The sequence below is a fragment of the Rhodococcus olei genome, assembly GCF_039540555.1.
GTDB lineage: Bacteria > Actinomycetota > Actinomycetes > Mycobacteriales > Mycobacteriaceae > Rhodococcus_G > Rhodococcus_G olei.
In genome coordinates, this window is sequence record NZ_BAABFB010000017.1 from 62,055 (window position 1) to 77,747 (window position 15,693).

16 protein-coding genes are annotated in these 15,693 nt (G+C 71.0%); 15 read left to right on the plus strand and 1 reads right to left on the minus strand.

The features are described 5' to 3' along the window. The first annotated feature begins 12 nt into the window (after positions 1-12). Genes ABD951_RS02610 through aroQ form a run of 5 tightly spaced genes read left to right on the plus strand, consistent with a single transcriptional unit; the run spans position 13 to position 3,732 of the window. Positions 13-444, plus strand: coding sequence for a prepilin peptidase (locus tag ABD951_RS02610; protein WP_345341825.1), 432 nt, complete (start codon positions 13-15; stop codon positions 442-444). Between the two features lie 48 nt (positions 445-492). Continuing rightward, complete coding sequence (gene aroC / locus ABD951_RS02615) at positions 493-1,680, plus strand: chorismate synthase (protein WP_345342011.1); 1,188 nt, start codon at positions 493-495, stop codon at positions 1,678-1,680. Beyond that, positions 1,677-2,204 carry a shikimate kinase gene (locus ABD951_RS02620; RefSeq protein ID WP_345341827.1) on the plus strand — a complete coding sequence of 176 codons (528 nt, stop codon included), beginning with the start codon at positions 1,677-1,679 and terminating at the stop codon, positions 2,202-2,204. The genes aroC and ABD951_RS02620 overlap by 4 nt, the downstream gene beginning before the upstream one ends. Then, a complete protein-coding gene (gene aroB, locus ABD951_RS02625; protein ID WP_345341829.1) occupies positions 2,201-3,310 on the plus strand; it encodes a 3-dehydroquinate synthase in 1,110 nt (369 codons plus the stop codon). The genes ABD951_RS02620 and aroB overlap by 4 nt, the downstream gene beginning before the upstream one ends. Then, positions 3,307-3,732 (plus strand): type II 3-dehydroquinate dehydratase, encoded by a 426-nt coding sequence (gene aroQ, locus ABD951_RS02630; RefSeq protein ID WP_345341831.1) that lies wholly within the window; start codon positions 3,307-3,309, stop codon positions 3,730-3,732. The genes aroB and aroQ overlap by 4 nt, the downstream gene beginning before the upstream one ends. 62 nt (positions 3,733-3,794) lie before the next feature. Here the strand turns inward: aroQ and ABD951_RS02635 are convergent, their stop codons facing one another. Further along, positions 3,795-4,478: a B-4DMT family transporter gene (locus ABD951_RS02635; RefSeq protein ID WP_345341833.1), complete on the minus strand. Its 684-nt coding sequence runs from the start codon at positions 4,476-4,478 to the stop codon at positions 3,795-3,797. Between the two features lie 112 nt (positions 4,479-4,590). Between ABD951_RS02635 and ABD951_RS02640 the strand changes: the two genes are divergently transcribed. The 10 genes from ABD951_RS02640 (at position 4,591) to pyrF (ending at position 15,687) form a co-directional block, all read left to right on the plus strand. Beyond that, complete coding sequence (locus ABD951_RS02640) at positions 4,591-5,697, plus strand: aminopeptidase P family protein (protein ID WP_345341835.1); 1,107 nt, start codon at positions 4,591-4,593, stop codon at positions 5,695-5,697. Positions 5,698-5,715: 18 nt separating this feature from the next. Further along, positions 5,716-6,279 carry an elongation factor P gene (gene efp / locus ABD951_RS02645; RefSeq protein ID WP_345341837.1) on the plus strand — a complete coding sequence of 188 codons (564 nt, stop codon included), beginning with the start codon at positions 5,716-5,718 and terminating at the stop codon, positions 6,277-6,279. A 1-nt stretch (position 6,280) separates the two neighbouring features. Next, positions 6,281-6,784: a transcription antitermination factor NusB gene (gene nusB / locus ABD951_RS02650; RefSeq protein ID WP_345341839.1), complete on the plus strand. Its 504-nt coding sequence runs from the start codon at positions 6,281-6,283 to the stop codon at positions 6,782-6,784. A 182-nt stretch (positions 6,785-6,966) separates the two neighbouring features. After that, positions 6,967-7,569, plus strand: coding sequence for a bifunctional pyr operon transcriptional regulator/uracil phosphoribosyltransferase PyrR (gene pyrR, locus ABD951_RS02655; protein ID WP_345341841.1), 603 nt, complete (start codon positions 6,967-6,969; stop codon positions 7,567-7,569). Next, positions 7,566-8,513: an aspartate carbamoyltransferase catalytic subunit gene (locus tag ABD951_RS02660; RefSeq protein WP_345341843.1), complete on the plus strand. Its 948-nt coding sequence runs from the start codon at positions 7,566-7,568 to the stop codon at positions 8,511-8,513. Before pyrR ends, ABD951_RS02660 begins: the two co-directional genes overlap by 4 nt. After that, positions 8,510-9,811, plus strand: a complete 1,302-nt coding sequence (locus ABD951_RS02665) for a dihydroorotase (RefSeq protein WP_345341845.1) — start codon at positions 8,510-8,512, stop codon at positions 9,809-9,811. Before ABD951_RS02660 ends, ABD951_RS02665 begins: the two co-directional genes overlap by 4 nt. Continuing rightward, positions 9,808-10,293, plus strand: a complete 486-nt coding sequence (locus tag ABD951_RS02670) for a PH-like domain-containing protein (protein WP_345341847.1) — start codon at positions 9,808-9,810, stop codon at positions 10,291-10,293. The genes ABD951_RS02665 and ABD951_RS02670 overlap by 4 nt, the downstream gene beginning before the upstream one ends. After that, the gene (carA, locus tag ABD951_RS02675) at positions 10,290-11,456 is read left to right on the plus strand and encodes a glutamine-hydrolyzing carbamoyl-phosphate synthase small subunit (protein WP_345341849.1); all 1,167 of its coding nucleotides are present in this window, start codon (positions 10,290-10,292) and stop codon (positions 11,454-11,456) included. The genes ABD951_RS02670 and carA overlap by 4 nt, the downstream gene beginning before the upstream one ends. Further along, on the plus strand, positions 11,456-14,821 hold the full coding sequence (gene carB / locus ABD951_RS02680) for a carbamoyl-phosphate synthase large subunit (RefSeq protein WP_345341852.1): 3,366 nt from the start codon (positions 11,456-11,458) through the stop codon (positions 14,819-14,821). Before carA ends, carB begins: the two co-directional genes overlap by 1 nt. Then, positions 14,818-15,687 carry an orotidine-5'-phosphate decarboxylase gene (gene pyrF / locus ABD951_RS02685; RefSeq protein WP_345341854.1) on the plus strand — a complete coding sequence of 290 codons (870 nt, stop codon included), beginning with the start codon at positions 14,818-14,820 and terminating at the stop codon, positions 15,685-15,687. The genes carB and pyrF overlap by 4 nt, the downstream gene beginning before the upstream one ends. The last annotated feature ends 6 nt before the right edge of the window (positions 15,688-15,693 follow it).

Here is a 15,693-nt window from a genome sequence, read left to right on the forward strand (position 1 = left end):
AGCGTGCACGCCATGGGGGAGATGTGCGGGTGGACGGCGCTGGTGGCCTGGTGCGGCTGGCTCAGCGTGATCGACGTGCGGACGCGGCGGCTGCCGAACCTGTTGACGCTGCCGGGCGCGGCGGTGATCCTCGCGGTCGCCGCGGTCGCCGGCCATCCGCGGGCGGCGGTGACCGGGGCGGTGCTGCTCGCCGGGTTGTACCTGGTCGCGCACCTCGTCGCGCCCGCGGCGCTGGGTGGCGGGGACGTCAAGCTCGCGATCGGGCTCGGCGCGGTGACCGGGGTGGCCGGCGCGCAGGTGTGGCTGGCGGCGGCGGTCGGGGCGTTCGCGCTGACCGCGGCGGCGGGGGTGGGCGCGCCGGTGCTCGGCCGGCGGGTCCGGAGCCTGCCGCACGGGCCGTCGATGTGCCTGGCCACGGTGCTCGCGCTCGCCGCCGGTGCATGATGTGACCGGTGTGCATTGTGGTGGTTGCCACGTGGAATGATGGTCGGCGTGCTGCGCTGGATAACTGCCGGAGAATCCCACGGACCCGCCCTGGTCGCGATGCTGGACGGAATGGTCGCCGGGGTCGAGGTCACCTCGGACGAGATCGCCACCCAACTGGCCCGCCGTCGGCTCGGCTACGGTCGTGGCGCCCGGATGAGCTTCGAGAAGGACGTCGTCACCGTCGTCGGTGGCGTCCGGCACGGACGCACCATGGGCGGCCCCGTCGCGATCGAGGTCGCGAACAGCGAATGGCCCAAGTGGGAGACCGTGATGGCCTCCGACCCGGTCGACGAGGCACTCCTGAAGGACCTGGCCCGCAACGCGCCGCTGACCCGGCCGCGTCCCGGGCACGCCGACTTCTCCGGCATGCTCAAGTACGGCTTCGACGACGCCCGCCCGGTTCTCGAGCGTGCCAGCGCCCGGGAGACCGCGGCCCGGGTCGCCGCAGGCACCGTCGCCCGCAACTTCCTGCGCCAGGTGTTCGGCGTGGAGGTGCTCTCGCACGTCATCTCGATCGGTGCGTCCGAGCCCTACGTCGGCCCCGGCCCGTGCCCCGACGACCTCGCGGCGGTCGACGCCAGCCCGGTGCGCGCCTACGACAAGACCGCCGAGGCCGCGATGATCGCCGAGATCGAAGCCGCGAAGAAGGACGGCGACACCCTCGGCGGAGTCGTCGAGGTCGTCATCGAGGGCCTGCCGGTCGGCCTCGGCTCGTTCATCAGCGGTGACAACCGTCTCGATTCGCGACTTGCCGCCGCGCTCATGGGAATTCAGGCGATCAAGGGTGTCGAGGTCGGCGACGGCTTCGAGACCGCGCGCCGCCGCGGCAGCGCCGCCCACGACGAGATGCGACCCGGCCCCGACGGCGTGCTGCGGTCCACGAACCGCGCCGGCGGCCTCGAGGGCGGCATGACCAACGGTGAGGCGCTGCGGGTGCGGGCCGCGATGAAGCCGATCTCCACGGTGCCGCGTGCGCTGTCCACCGTCGACATGGCCACCGGCGAGGAGGCCGTCGCGATCCACCAGCGCAGCGACGTGTGCGCCGTCCCGGCGGCCGGTGTCGTGGCCGAGTCGATGGTCGCGCTCGTCGTCGCGCAGGCGGCGCTCGAGAAGTTCGGCGGCGACTCGGTGGCCGAGACCCAGCGCAACGTCGAGGGGTACCTCGCGGCCGTCCGGGAGCGGCTGGCGCGGTGAGTCCCCGCGCGGTCCTGATCGGACCGCCCGGCGCAGGCAAGTCCACGATCGGACGTCGCCTGGCCCGGGCGCTCGACGTGGACATCTACGACACGGACGCCGCGATCGAACGCGAGACCGGACGCACCATCCCGGAGATCTTCACCGAGGACGGCGAACCGGTGTTCCGGACGATCGAGGAGGACGTGGTCCGCCGCGCCCTCCTCGAACAGGACGGGATCGTCTCGCTCGGTGGCGGCGCCATCCTCTCCGACACGACCCGCAAACGGCTGGCCGGGCACACGGTCGTGTACCTCGAGATCAGCGTCGCGGAAGGGCTGAAGCGGACCGGCGCGAACAACACCCGCCCGCTGCTCAACGGCGGCGACCCGCGACAGAAGTACCGCGACCTGATGCGCCGGCGCCGGCCGCTGTACCGGCAGGTGGCGACCATCCGGATGCGCACCGACGGCCGCAGCCCGGCGCGGGTCGTGCAGCAGCTCGTCGCGAAACTCGAACCACCGAAGGAAAGAGGCAGACAGTGACCGAACCCGTCCGCGTGCAGGTCGAGAGCGCGAGCCCCTACCCGGTGATCATCGGGCGCGGACTCCTCGACGACGTCGTCGCGCAGGTCCTCGGCACCCGCACCGTCGCGATCATCCACCAGCCGACGCTGGCGCAGACCGCGGACGTCCTCAAGGCCGCACTCGCCGCGAAGGGCGTCGACGCGCACAGCATCGAGATCCCGGACGCCGAGGACGGCAAGGACCTCGCGGTCGCCGGGTTCTGCTGGGAGGTGCTCGGCCGCATCGGCCTGACCCGCAGCGACGCGATCATCAGTCTCGGCGGCGGCGCCGCCACCGACCTCGCCGGCTTCGTCGCGGCGACGTGGATGCGCGGCGTCACGGTCGTGCACGTCCCGACGACGCTGCTCGCGATGGTCGACGCCGCGGTCGGCGGCAAGACCGGCATCAACACCGACGCAGGCAAGAACCTCGTCGGCTCCTTCCACGAGCCCGCCGCGGTCCTGATCGACCTGGTCACGCTGGAGTCGGTGCCGCGCAACGAGATCGTCGCCGGAATGGCCGAGGTGATCAAGACCGGGTTCATCGCCGACCCGGAGATCCTCGACCTGATCGAGGCCGACCCGGAGGCCGCCCTCGACCCGACCGGGGACGTGCTGCCCGAACTGATCCGCCGCTCCGTCGAGGTGAAGGCGAAGGTCGTCGCCGCCGACCTCAAGGAGTCGAGCCTGCGGGAGATCCTCAACTACGGCCACACCCTCGGGCACGCGATCGAGCGCCGCGAGAAGTACCGGTGGCGGCACGGCGCCGCCGTGTCCGTCGGCCTGGTGTTCGCCGCCGAACTCGGCCGCCTGGCGGGCCGTCTCGACGACGCGACCGCCGACCGGCACAAGAGCATCCTGGAGCTCATCGGGCTGCCCACCGGCTACGACGCGGACGCGTTCGGGGACCTGATGAAGGGCATGCAGACCGACAAGAAGAACCGGGCCGGGATGCTGCGGTTCGTCGTCCTCGACGGTCTCGCGAAGCCGAGCCGGCTGGAGGGCCCGGACCCGACGCTGCTCGCCGCCGCGTACGCGGCGATCTCGCGCGAGCCCGGCGGGACCGCCGGTACGGTGCTGCTGTGAGGATCCAGGTCGTCAACGGGCCGAACCTCGGTCGGCTCGGCAAACGCCAGCCCGAGGTGTACGGCGCCACGACGCACGCCGACCTGGTGGCGCTGTGCGAACGGACCGCCGCCGACCTGGGCGTGCAGGTGCAGGTCCGGCAGTCCGACCACGAGGGCGAGCTGCTCGGCTGGATCCACGACGCCGCCGACGCCGGCGAACCGGTGATCCTCAACGCCGGCGGCCTCACCCACACCTCGGTCGTGTTGCGCGACGCCTGCGCGGAACTGACCGCGGGACTGGTCGAGGTGCACATCTCGAACGTCCACGCCCGCGAGGAGTTCCGGCACCACTCGTACCTGAGCCCGATCGCGACCGCGGTGATCGTGGGTGCCGGCGTTCAGGGTTACGCCCTCGCGCTGAGGTTGCTCGCCGAGCGCTGACGACGCGGTGAGTGATGTTCACCCCGGTGGGGGAACATCACTCACCGTCGGCGCAGCGGCAATTACTCCTTCGGCGGCTGGACCGCGCGGAACACCTCGGTGTCGGCGGCGTCGTCGTCGGCGCGGTGGCCGGCCTGGCCGGCGTCGTGGGCCCGGAACACCTCCGTGGGCGCGTCGTCCGAGTAGGGGCCCTCGGCGAAGGCGTACCCGTCGTCGCCGGTCTCGTGTGACCACTGCTCGGTCGCCTCGACGTCGGAGACGGCGCCCGCAGCGCCGACCGCGACCGGCACCGGAGCGGCGACGGCCGCCTGCTCGGCCTTGTCCGTCTCGCGGTGCACGATGAAGCGGCCGACCGCCACCGCTGCCATCGCCGGCACGAACACCAGCAGCAGCGTGAACGCCGCACCCGACGTGAGCTCGAAGAACAGCGTGTTCTCGCCGAGAGCGACATCCGAGACGGCGCCGATCACCCAGCAGATCGCGCCGGAGAGCAGGCCCGCGACCGCACCGGCCTTCAGCCAGGTCATCGTCAGGTCGGCCTCCTCCCGCTCGGACGGGTGCGCCCGGGCGTCACGGATACCGTCCAGACCCGCCCAGATCAGTGCCGCGAGGACGACGACGACGATGCCGAGCCAGCGCATCAGCGAGCCGTGCAGGGGCCACGCGGTGATGGCGACACCGAGCACGACGCGCGTCATGACGTGCACGAATGTCATACCGAGTCCACGAACAATCCAGGGGTTCATGCGCACAGCGTAACGAGCGTCACGCTGCCGCTGTGACTCAACCGACACCAGCAGTGACAGACACCGCCGATTCGGGCGGCCGCGCACGGGTGGGCTGTCGTAGTTTGGTCCCATGTCCACTGCCGATCACGGGGCCCGGCGGGCGGCCCTGCGCCGTCTGCTCGCCGACCGCGACCTCGACGCCCTGCTGGTCACCGACCTGCTCAACATCCGGTACCTGACCGGTTTCACCGGCTCGAACGCCGCCCTGCTCGTCGACGCGGCCGACCAGCAGGGCGCCGAGGAGCGCACCCTGATCTGCACCGACGGCCGGTACCTGATCCAGGTGGGGGAGCAGGTCCCGGACCTGCCCGCCGTGATCGACCGCGCGAGTGCCGGGGCACTGATCCGGAGGGCGGCCGAGCGGCCCGGTCTCCGGGTCGGGTTCGAGAGCCACGTCGTCACAGTCGACGCGCTCGCCGGGTGGCAGTCCGCGACCCCCGACCTGACCCTGACCCGCAGTCCCGCCCTGGTCGAGCAGTTGCGGGAGGTCAAGGACGAGCACGAGGTCACCCTGCTGCGCCGGGCGTGCGCGGCGGCCGACCTGGCGCTGGCCGTGCTGATCGAACGCGGCGGCCTGCGCCCGGGCCGCACCGAACGGGAGGTCGGCCGCGAGCTCGAGTTCCTGATGTTCGAACACGGCGCCGACGGCATCTCGTTCGAGACGATCGTCGCGGCGGGGCCGAATTCGGCGATCCCGCACCACCGCCCGACCGACGCGGTGCTGGCGTCCGGGGACTTCGTCAAACTCGACTTCGGTGCCACCGTCGCCGGGTACCACTCCGACATGACCCGCACCTACGTGCTCGGTGCCGCGCAGCAGTGGCAGCGCGACCTGTACGACCTCGTGCTCCGGGCGCAGGCGGCCGGGCGGGCCGCGCTGGCACCCGGGGTCCCGGTCGGTGACGTGGACGCCGCGTCCCGGTCGGTGATCGAGGACGCGGGCTACGGGGAGCTGTTCCTGCACGGTCTCGGACACGGCGTCGGCCTCGAGATCCACGAAGCGCCGGGGATCGGCAAGGCGGGCACCGGTACACTGCTAGCCGGTGCTGCGGTGACCGTCGAGCCGGGGGTGTACTTCTCCGGGCGCGGAGGCGTGCGGATCGAGGACACCCTCGTGGTTCGTGAGCAGGAGCCCGAGCTCCTGACGCTCACCAGCAAAGATTTGACAATCGTCTGACAAGGAGACGCGAAGCCAGTGGCTGACACCAGTGATTTCAAGAACGGGCTCGTGCTGAAGATCGAGGGCCAGCTCTGGCAGATCATCGAGTTCCAGCACGTCAAGCCGGGCAAGGGCCCCGCGTTCGTTCGCACCAAGCTCAAGAACGTGCTCTCCGGCAAGAACGTCGACAAGACCTTCAACGCCGGCGTGAAGGTCGAGACGGCGACCGTCGACCGCCGCGACATGACGTACCTGTACCACGACGGCAGTGACTACGTCTTCATGGACGGCGCCACCTACGACCAGATCTCGATCGGCGAGGCGACGGTCGGCGAGGGCGCACGCTTCCTGCTGGAGAACATGCAGGTCCAGGTCGCGACCCACGAGGACGCCCCGCTGTTCGTCGAGCTCCCGGTCACCGTCGAGCTCGTGGTCCAGCACACCGATCCCGGACTGCAGGGCGACCGCTCCACCGGCGGCACCAAGCCCGCCACCCTCGAGACCGGAGCCGAGGTGCAGGTCCCGCTGTTCATCAACACCGGCGACAAGCTCAAGATCGACTCGCGTGACGGCAACTACCTGGGTCGCGTGAACTCGTAGCGTGTCCGGTAGCCAGAAGAAGCTCGGGGCCCGGCACAAGGCCCGCAAGCGTGCCGTCGACTTCCTGTTCGAGGCGGAGGCGCGCGACCTCGACCCGGTGAACCTCGCCGCCGAACGGGTCGACCTGTCCGGCAAGGACGACACCGTGGCGCCGGTGAACCCGTACACGGTCACCGTCGTGACCGGCGTCGCGGAGAACCTGGACCGGCTGGACCGGGTCATCGCCGACCACCTGCAGGGCTGGACCCTCGACCGGCTGCCGGCCGTCGACCGCGCGATCCTGCGGATCGCGGTGTGGGAGTTGTTCCACGCCACCGACGTGCCGCCGGTCGTGGCCGTCGACGAGGCGGTCGAGCTGGCGAAGGAGCTGTCGACCGACGAATCGCCGTCGTTCATCAACGGCATCCTCGGCCAGGTGGTCCTGGTCGCGCCCCAGGTGCGGGCCGCGGCCGCCGCGACCGCGCAGCCGCACCCGGCCGCCGAGGGCGAGTCCGGCGCGTCCTGAGCGCCGACGCAGGCACCGAACGCCGCGGACCGAATGGTCCGCGGCGTTCGTCGTCCCGGGGCCCGGGATGTGGCTGATCACACCCCGCGTGGGTGCGGGTCGGCCCGGGCCACGCTGATAGGCTGAGCGGCGTCAGACATCCTTTAACGATCCGTCCCGAGAGGCGGAGAAGGAGGTCCAGCTTGTCCACGCCTGCCGACTCCTCGGCACCCACACCCTCCGGCAGGGAATTGCTCTCCGCTGCCGACGTCGGTCGCACGGTCGCCCGGATCGCGCACCAGATCATCGAGAAGACCGCGCTGGACGCGGACACCGATCCACCTCGGGTGGTGTTGATCGGCATCCCGACCCGCGGCACCATCCTCGCGCACCGTCTCGCCGCGAAGGTCGAGGAGTTCTCCGGGGTCCGCCCGCCGGTCGGCTCGCTCGACATCACGCTCTACCGCGACGACCTGCGCACCAAGCCGCACCGGCCGCTCGAACGCACCTCGGTTCCCGAGGGCGGCGTCGACAACACGCTGGTGATCCTCGTCGACGACGTGCTCTTCTCCGGCCGCTCGGTGCGGTCCGCGCTGGACGCGCTCCGCGACCTGGGTCGCCCGCGCGCCGTGCAGCTGGCGGTCCTCGTCGACCGCGGCCATCGCGAACTTCCGCTGCGCGCCGACTACGTCGGCAAGAACGTGCCGACCGCGCGCAGCGAGGACGTCCACGTGCTGCTCGTCGAACACGACGGCGTCGACGCCGTCACGCTCAGCAGCGGAAAGAACGAGGAAACCGCCCAGTGAAGCATCTGCTCTCGGTCACCGACCTGACCGCGGAGTCGGCCACCGCGCTGCTCGACGAGGCCGAACGATTCCAGCAGGCGCTGCTGGGCCGCGAGGTCCGCAAGCTGCCGACGCTGCGCGGTCGCACCGTGATGACCGTGTTCTTCGAGAACTCCACCCGCACCCGGGTGTCGTTCGAGGTCGCAGGCAAGTGGATGAGCGCGGACGTGATCAACGTCAGCGCGTCCAGCTCGTCGGTGAAGAAGGGCGAGTCGCTGCGCGACACCGCGCTGACGCTGCACGCCGCGGGCGCGGACGCGCTGATCGTCCGGCACCCGGCGTCGGGGGCCGCACACCGGATCGCCGAGTGGACCGGCGACGGCAACGGTGGGGGACCGGCCGTGATCAACGCCGGCGACGGCACCCACGAGCACCCGACGCAGGCGCTGCTCGACGCCCTGACGCTGCGGCAGCGGCTCGGGGACATCGCAGGCAAGCGGATCGCGATCGTCGGCGACATCCTGCACAGCCGGGTCGCCCGCTCCAACGCCTTCCTGCTGTCGATGCTCGGCGCCGAGGTGGTGCTGGTCGCACCGCCGACGCTGCTGCCGGTCGGCGTGTCGAGCTGGCCGGTGACGGTCGCGCACTCGCTGGACGCGGAACTGCCCGGACTGGACGCGGTGCTGATGCTGCGGGTGCAGGCCGAGCGGATGAACGGCGGGTTCTTCCCGTCCCCGCGGGAGTACTCGATCACCTACGGCCTCAACGAGCGACGCCTCGCGCTGCTGCCCGAGCACGCGGTCGTGCTGCACCCCGGTCCGATGCTGCGCGGCATGGAGATCGCGTCCGCCGTCGCAGATTCACCGAAAACTGCTGTGCTGCAGCAGGTTACGAATGGAGTTCACATCCGCATGGCTGTGTTGTTCGGATTGCTGGTCGGGACCGAAGAGGGGGCCGTGCTGTGAGCGATCGTGACGTGCTGATCGCCGGTGCCCTGCTCTACGGCGAGGGCGACCCGACCGACGTGCTGATCCGCGGCGGCGAGATCGTCGAGATCGGATCCGGGCCGGCCGCGGCCGAGGGCGCGACCGTCGTCGACGCCGCCGGCCAGATCCTGCTGCCCGGCTTCGTGGACATGCACACCCATCTGCGCGAACCCGGTCGCGAGGACACCGAGACGATCGAGTCCGGTTCGGCCGCGGCCGCGGCCGGCGGTTACACCGCGGTGTTCGCGATGGCCAACACCAGCCCGGTCGCCGACTCGGTCGTCGTCACCGACCACGTGTGGCGCCGCGGCCAGGAGGTCGGACTCGTCGACGTGCACCCGGTCGGGGCCGTCACCGTCGGTCTCGCGGGCACCCAGCTCGCCGAGATGGCGACGATGGCCGCCGGTGTCGGGCAGGTCAAGATGTTCTCCGACGACGGCCACTGCGTGCACGACCCGCTGATGATGCGGCGGGCGCTCGAGTACTCGAGCGCGCTCGGCGTGCTGATCGCCCAGCATGCGGAGGAGCCGCGGCTGACGGTCGACGCCGTCGCGCACGAGGGCCCGACCGCGGCACGGCTCGGGCTCGGTGGCTGGCCCCGCGCGGCCGAGGAGTCGATCGTCGCCCGCGACGCGCTGCTCGCCCGGGACGCCGGCGCCCGCGTCCACATCTGCCACGCCTCGACCGCGGGGACCGTCGAGTTGCTGAAATGGGCCAAGGGGCAAGGCATCTCGATCACCGCGGAGGTCACCCCGCACCACCTGCTGCTCGACGACTCCCGGCTCGAGACCTACGACGGTGTGAACCGGGTCAACCCGCCGTTGCGGGAGCGCTCCGACGTCGAGGCGCTGCGCGCGGCCCTCGCCGACGGCACGGTCGACTGCGTCGGCACCGACCACGCCCCGCACGCCGAGCAGGACAAGTGCTGCGAGTTCGCGCAGGCCCGGCCCGGCATGCTCGGTCTCGAGACCGCGCTGGCGATCATCGCGCAGACGATGGTCGAGCCCGGTCTGCTGGACTGGCGCGGAGTGGCCCGGGTGATGAGCGAGCGGCCCGCCGAGATCGTCGGACTGCCCGACCAGGGCCGCCCGATCGCGGTCGGGGAGCCCGCCAACCTGACCCTCGTGGACCCGAACCACGAATGGACCGTCCACGGGCCCGCGCTCGCGTCGATCGCGAACAACACGCCGTACGAGGCGATGACGTTCGGAGCCAAGGTCACCGCGACGCTGCTGCGCGGCCGTCCCACGGTCCTCGGCTCGGTGGTGCAGCGATGAGCAGACCGGTGCTGACCCTCGTCTTCGTCCTGTTCTGGGTGGCGATGGTCGCGCTGATGTACTGGGGCTGGAGGGGCCGGGCGAAGCGGCAGCGGGACCGGATCGGGCAGCTGCCCGCCGTCCCCGACGTGCTCGGTGCACAGCTGATCGCCCCGAGCAGCGGCCTCTACGTCGGCAGCACGATCGCCCCGAGCTGGCAGGACCGGATCGCGGTCGGCGACCTCGGATTTCGCGCGACCTGCGACCTGAGCCGCTACGAGAAGGGCGTGCTGCTCGAACGCGACGGGGCGGCGGCGATCTGGATCCCGCAGGAGTCGATCCGCGCGATCCGGACCGAACGCGGCCTGGCGGGCAAGGTCATGAGCAAGGACGCAGTCCTGGTGATCCGGTGGGAACTGCCCACCGGAACGGAGATCGACACCGGATTCCGCGGAGACGACAAGAGTGTGTACCCGATCTGGGTGAACGGAGAGAAAGCGTGAGCATCGTGCAAGGTGGGCCCGCGGCCCTGGTCCTCGAGGACGGACGGATCTTCCGTGGCGTCGAGTTCGGCGCCGTCGGCAGGACCCTCGGCGAGGCGGTGTTCTCGACCGGCATGACCGGCTACCAGGAGACCCTCACCGACCCCAGCTATCACCGCCAGATCGTGGTGGCCACCGCCCCGCAGATCGGCAACACCGGCTGGAACGGCGAGGACGGCGAGGCGCTGTCCGCAGGCAGGCAGGCGTCGGGCGAGTCGAACAAGATCTGGGTCGCCGGGTACGTGGTCCGGGACCCGTCGCGGACCACCTCCAGCTGGCGGGCCACCGGCTCGCTGCAGGACGAACTGGTCGCGCAGGGCGTCGTCGGGATCGCCGGCATCGACACCCGCGCGCTGGTCCGGCACCTGCGCACGCGCGGGTCGATGCGCGCCGGCGTGTTCTCCGGGTCCGCACTCGTCGACGACGCGTCGATGCTCGCGGACGTCAAGGGTCAGCCGTCGATGCTCGGCGCCGACCTGGCCCGCGAGGTCAGCACCGACGCCGGGTACGTGATCGAGCCGGTCGGCGGCGAGGCCCGCTTCAGCGTCGCCGCGATCGACCTCGGCATCAAGACCAACACCCCGCGGATGTTCGCGCAGCGCGGCATCCGGGTGCACGTGTTGCCGTCGACGGCGAGCCTCGAACAGATCCTGGACCTGAACGTGCACGGGGTGTTCCTGTCGAACGGTCCCGGCGACCCGGCCACCGCCGACGGTGCCGTGCACCTGACGAAGGAGGTGCTCGGACAGGGGCTGCCGCTGTTCGGCATCTGCTTCGGCAACCAGATCCTCGGCCGGGCACTGGGCCTGGGGACCTACAAGATGAAGTTCGGTCACCGCGGCATCAACATCCCGGTGGTCGAGCACGAGACCGGCCGGATCGCGATCACCGCGCAGAACCACGGGTTCGCGCTCGAGGGCGAGGCCGGCCAGGAGTTCGACACCCCGTTCGGTCGTGCGCAGGTCAGCCACACCTGCGCCAACGACGGTGCGGTCGAGGGCGTGCGCCTGCTCGACGGCTCGGCCTTCTCCGTGCAGTACCACCCGGAGGCGGCGGCCGGACCGCACGACGCCGCATACCTGTTCGACCGCTTCACCAGCCTGCTCGAAGGAGCCACGAAGTAATGCCACGCCGCACAGATCTCCAGCACATCCTGGTGATCGGTTCCGGACCGATCGTCATCGGCCAGGCCTGTGAGTTCGACTACTCCGGCACCCAGGCGTGCCGTGTCCTCCGCGAGGAGGGCCTGCGGGTCTCCCTCGTCAACTCCAACCCGGCCACGATCATGACCGACCCGGAGTTCGCCGACGCCACCTACGTCGAGCCGATCACCGCCGAGTTCGTCGAGAAGGTCATCGCGCGGGAAGCCGAGCAGGGCAACAAGATCGACGCCGTGCTCGCCACCCTCGGCGGGCAGACCGCGCTGAACACCGCGGTCGCGCTGCACGAGCGCGGCATCCTCGAGAAGTACGACGTCGAGCTGATCGGCGCCGACTTCGACGCGATCCAGCGCGGCGAGGACCGGCAGAAGTTCAAGGACATCGTCGCCAAGGTCGGCGGCGAGTCCGCCCGCTCGCGGGTCTGCTTCACGATGGAGGAGGTGCGCGACACCGTCGCCGAGCTCGGCTACCCGGTGGTCGTGCGGCCCTCGTTCACGATGGGTGGCCTCGGCTCCGGCATGGCGTACGACGAGGCCGACCTCGAGCGCATCGCCGGCGGCGGCCTGGCCGCGTCGCCGACCGCGAACGTCCTGATCGAGGAGTCGATCCTCGGCTGGAAGGAGTACGAGCTCGAGCTGATGCGCGACGGCCGCGACAACGTGGTCATCGTGTGTTCGATCGAGAACGTCGACCCGGTCGGCGTGCACACCGGCGACTCGGTGACCGTCGCCCCGGCGATGACGCTGACCGACCGCGAGTACCAGAAGATGCGTGACCTCTCGATCGCGATCCTGCGCGAGGTCGGCGTCGACACCGGCGGCTGCAACATCCAGTTCGCGATGGACCCGAAGGACGGCCGTCTCGTCGTCATCGAGATGAACCCCCGCGTGTCGCGCTCGTCGGCGCTGGCGTCCAAGGCCACGGGCTACCCGATCGCGAAGATGGCGGCCAAGCTGGCGATCGGCTACACGCTCGACGAGATCGTCAACGACATCACCAAGGAGACCCCGGCCTGCTTCGAGCCGACGCTCGACTACGTCGTGGTCAAGGCCCCGCGGTTCGCGTTCGAGAAGTTCCCCGGAGCCGACGGCACACTGACCACGACGATGAAGTCGGTCGGCGAGGCGATGTCGATCGGCCGCAACTTCACCGAGGCGTTCGGCAAGGTGCTGCGGTCGCTCGAGACGAAGCGGGCGGGCTACTGGACGGGCCCGGAGGTGGAGGGCACGCTCGACGAGCTGCTCGAGGCGATCACGGTCCCGACCGACGGCCGCATCTACCAGGTCGCACGGGCCCTCGAGCTCGGCGCGACGGTCGAGCAGGTGTTCGAGGCGACCGCGATCGACCCGTGGTTCCTCGACCAGATGCAGCAGATCGTCGAGCTGGGCGAGAAGCTGCGCGCCGCCGAGACGTTCGGCGAGACCGAGCTGCGGTTCGCCAAGCACCACGGCTTCTCCGACCGCCAGATCGCGGCGCTGCGCCCGCAGCAGTTCGGCAGCGACGAGCGGGCGGCGGAGGACGCGGTGCGCGCGCTGCGCGACGAGCTCGACGTGCACCCGGTGTACAAGACCGTCGACACCTGCGCCGCCGAGTTCGAGGCCCGGACGCCGTACCACTACTCGACGTACGAGCTGGACCCCGCGGCGGAGACCGAGGTGGCCGAGCAGCGGGAGAAGCCCAAGGTGCTGATCCTCGGTTCCGGCCCCAACCGCATCGGCCAGGGCATCGAGTTCGACTACTCGTGCGTGCACGCGGCGCTGACGCTGTCCGAGGCCGGGTACGAGACCGTGATGGTCAACTGCAACCCGGAGACCGTCTCCACCGACTACGACACCGCCGACCGGCTGTACTTCGAGCCGCTGACGTTCGAGGACGTGCTGGAGGTGTACCGCGCGGAGTCGGCGTCGGGCACCGTCGCCGGGGTGATCGTGCAGCTCGGCGGCCAGACCCCGCTCGGCCTGGCCCGCCGGCTCGAGGAGGCCGGGGTGCCGATCGTCGGGACCAGCCCCGAGGCCATCGACCTGGCCGAGGACCGCGGCGAGTTCGGCCGCGTCCTGACCGAGGCCGGCCTGCCCGCGCCGAAGTTCGGCACCGCGACCACGTTCGACGGCGCCCGGGACATCGCCGCCGGTATCGGCTACCCGGTGCTGGTGCGACCGTCGTACGTGCTCGGCGGCCGCGGCATGGAGATCGTCTACGACGAGACGTCCCTGCGGGACTACATCTCCCGGGCCACCGAGATCTCCGACGACCGCCCGGTGCTGGTCGACCGGTTCCTCGACGACGCCGTCGAGATCGACGTCGACGCGCTGTGCGACGGCACCGAGGTGTACCTCGGCGGCGTGATGGAGCACATCGAGGAGGCCGGCATCCACTCCGGCGACTCGGCGTGCGCACTGCCGCCGATCACCCTCGGGCGCGCCGACCTGGAGAACGTGCGCCGGTCCACCGAGGCGCTGGCGAAGGGCATCGGGGTCAAGGGCCTGCTCAACGTTCAGTACGCGCTCAAGGACGACGTCCTCTACGTCCTCGAGGCCAACCCCCGCGCGTCCCGGACGGTGCCGTTCGTGTCGAAGGCGACCGCGGTGCAGCTGGCGAAGGCGTGTGCCCGGGTGATGCTGGGCGAGTCGATCGCCGAGCTGCGGGCCTCGGGCATCCTGCCCGCGACCGGCGACGGCGGCGAGGCGCCGATGTCCGCGCCGATCGCGGTCAAAGAGGCGGTGCTGCCGTTCAACCGGTTCCGCCGCGCCGACGGAACCGGCATCGACACGCTGCTCAGCCCGGAGATGAAGTCGACCGGCGAGGTGATGGGCATCGACGCCGACTTCGGGTCCGCGTTCGCCAAGAGCCAGACCGCCGCGTACGGGTCGCTGCCGACCAGCGGCCGGGTCTTCGTCTCGGTCGCGAACAAGGACAAGCGGTCGCTGATCTTCCCGGTCAAGCGGCTCGCCGACCTCGGCTTCGAGATCCTCGCGACCGTCGGCACTGCGGACGTGTTGCGCCGCAACGGAATCGAGTGCCAGCAGGTGTACAAGCAGTCCGGTGAGGACCTGCCTGCGGGGGCCGTCACGATCGTCGACCGGATCAAGGCCGGTGACGTCGACATGGTGATCAACACCCCGTACGGCAACTCGGGTCCGCGCGTCGACGGGTACGAGATCCGGGCGGCGGCCGTGTCCGCCAGCATCCCGTGCATCACCACCGTGCAGGGCGCCTCGGCGGCCGTGCAGGGCATCGAGGCGGGGATCCGCGGCGACATCGGGGTGCGCTCCCTGCAGGACCTGCACGCCGTCCTGCGCGAGCCCACGCAGCGCGAAGCGGCACAGTGAGCCGGACCGCGTGGGGTACCCGGCTCCGGACCGCGGTCCGGAGCCGGGGCCGGCTGTGCGTCGGCATCGACCCGCATCCGCCGTTGCTGCGGTCGTGGGACCTGCCCGAGACGGCGGACGGGGTCGCGCGCTTCGCGGACATCTGCGTCGAGGCGTTCGCCGGTGAGGTGGCGCTGGTCAAGCCGCAGGTGGCGTTCTTCGAGTCGTACGGGTCCGCCGGCTACGCCGTCCTCGAACGCACGATCGCGGCCCTGCGGGAGGCCGGGACCCTGGTGGTCGCGGACGCCAAGCGCGGCGACATCGGGTCGACGATGTCGGCGTACGCGCAGGCCTGGCTCGGGGACGGCTCGCCGCTGGGGTCGGACGCGCTGACGGTGTCGCCGTACCTCGGGTTCGGCGCGCTGGAACCCGCCGTCACGCTGGCGGGTGAGACGGGCCGCGGGCTGTTCGCGCTGGCGCGGACCTCGAACCCCGAGGGTGGTGCATTGCAGGCCGCCAGGACCGCCGCTGACGGCGTTTCCACTGGGCAGGGGCCCACCGCTGCCCGGCCGGGGCCGACGGTGGCGCAGTCGATCGTGGACGCCGCCGTCGCGCAGAATCGGGACGGCAACGACACGATCGGCCTGGTCGTCGGTGCGACACGCGGACACGGCCTGGATTTGTCGGAGTTCACCGGTCCGATCCTCGCGCCGGGGCTCGGCGCCCAGGGTGCGACCGTGTCCGATCTCGCAGAGATTTTTTCCGACTCACGAGAACTGTTGTTGCCCAACACTTCTCGTGACGTTCTGCGGCACGGTCCGGCGGTGCAGGCGCTGCGGGACGCCGCGCGGCGGGTTCGCGACGACGTCGAGGCCGCGCTCGCATAGCCGACC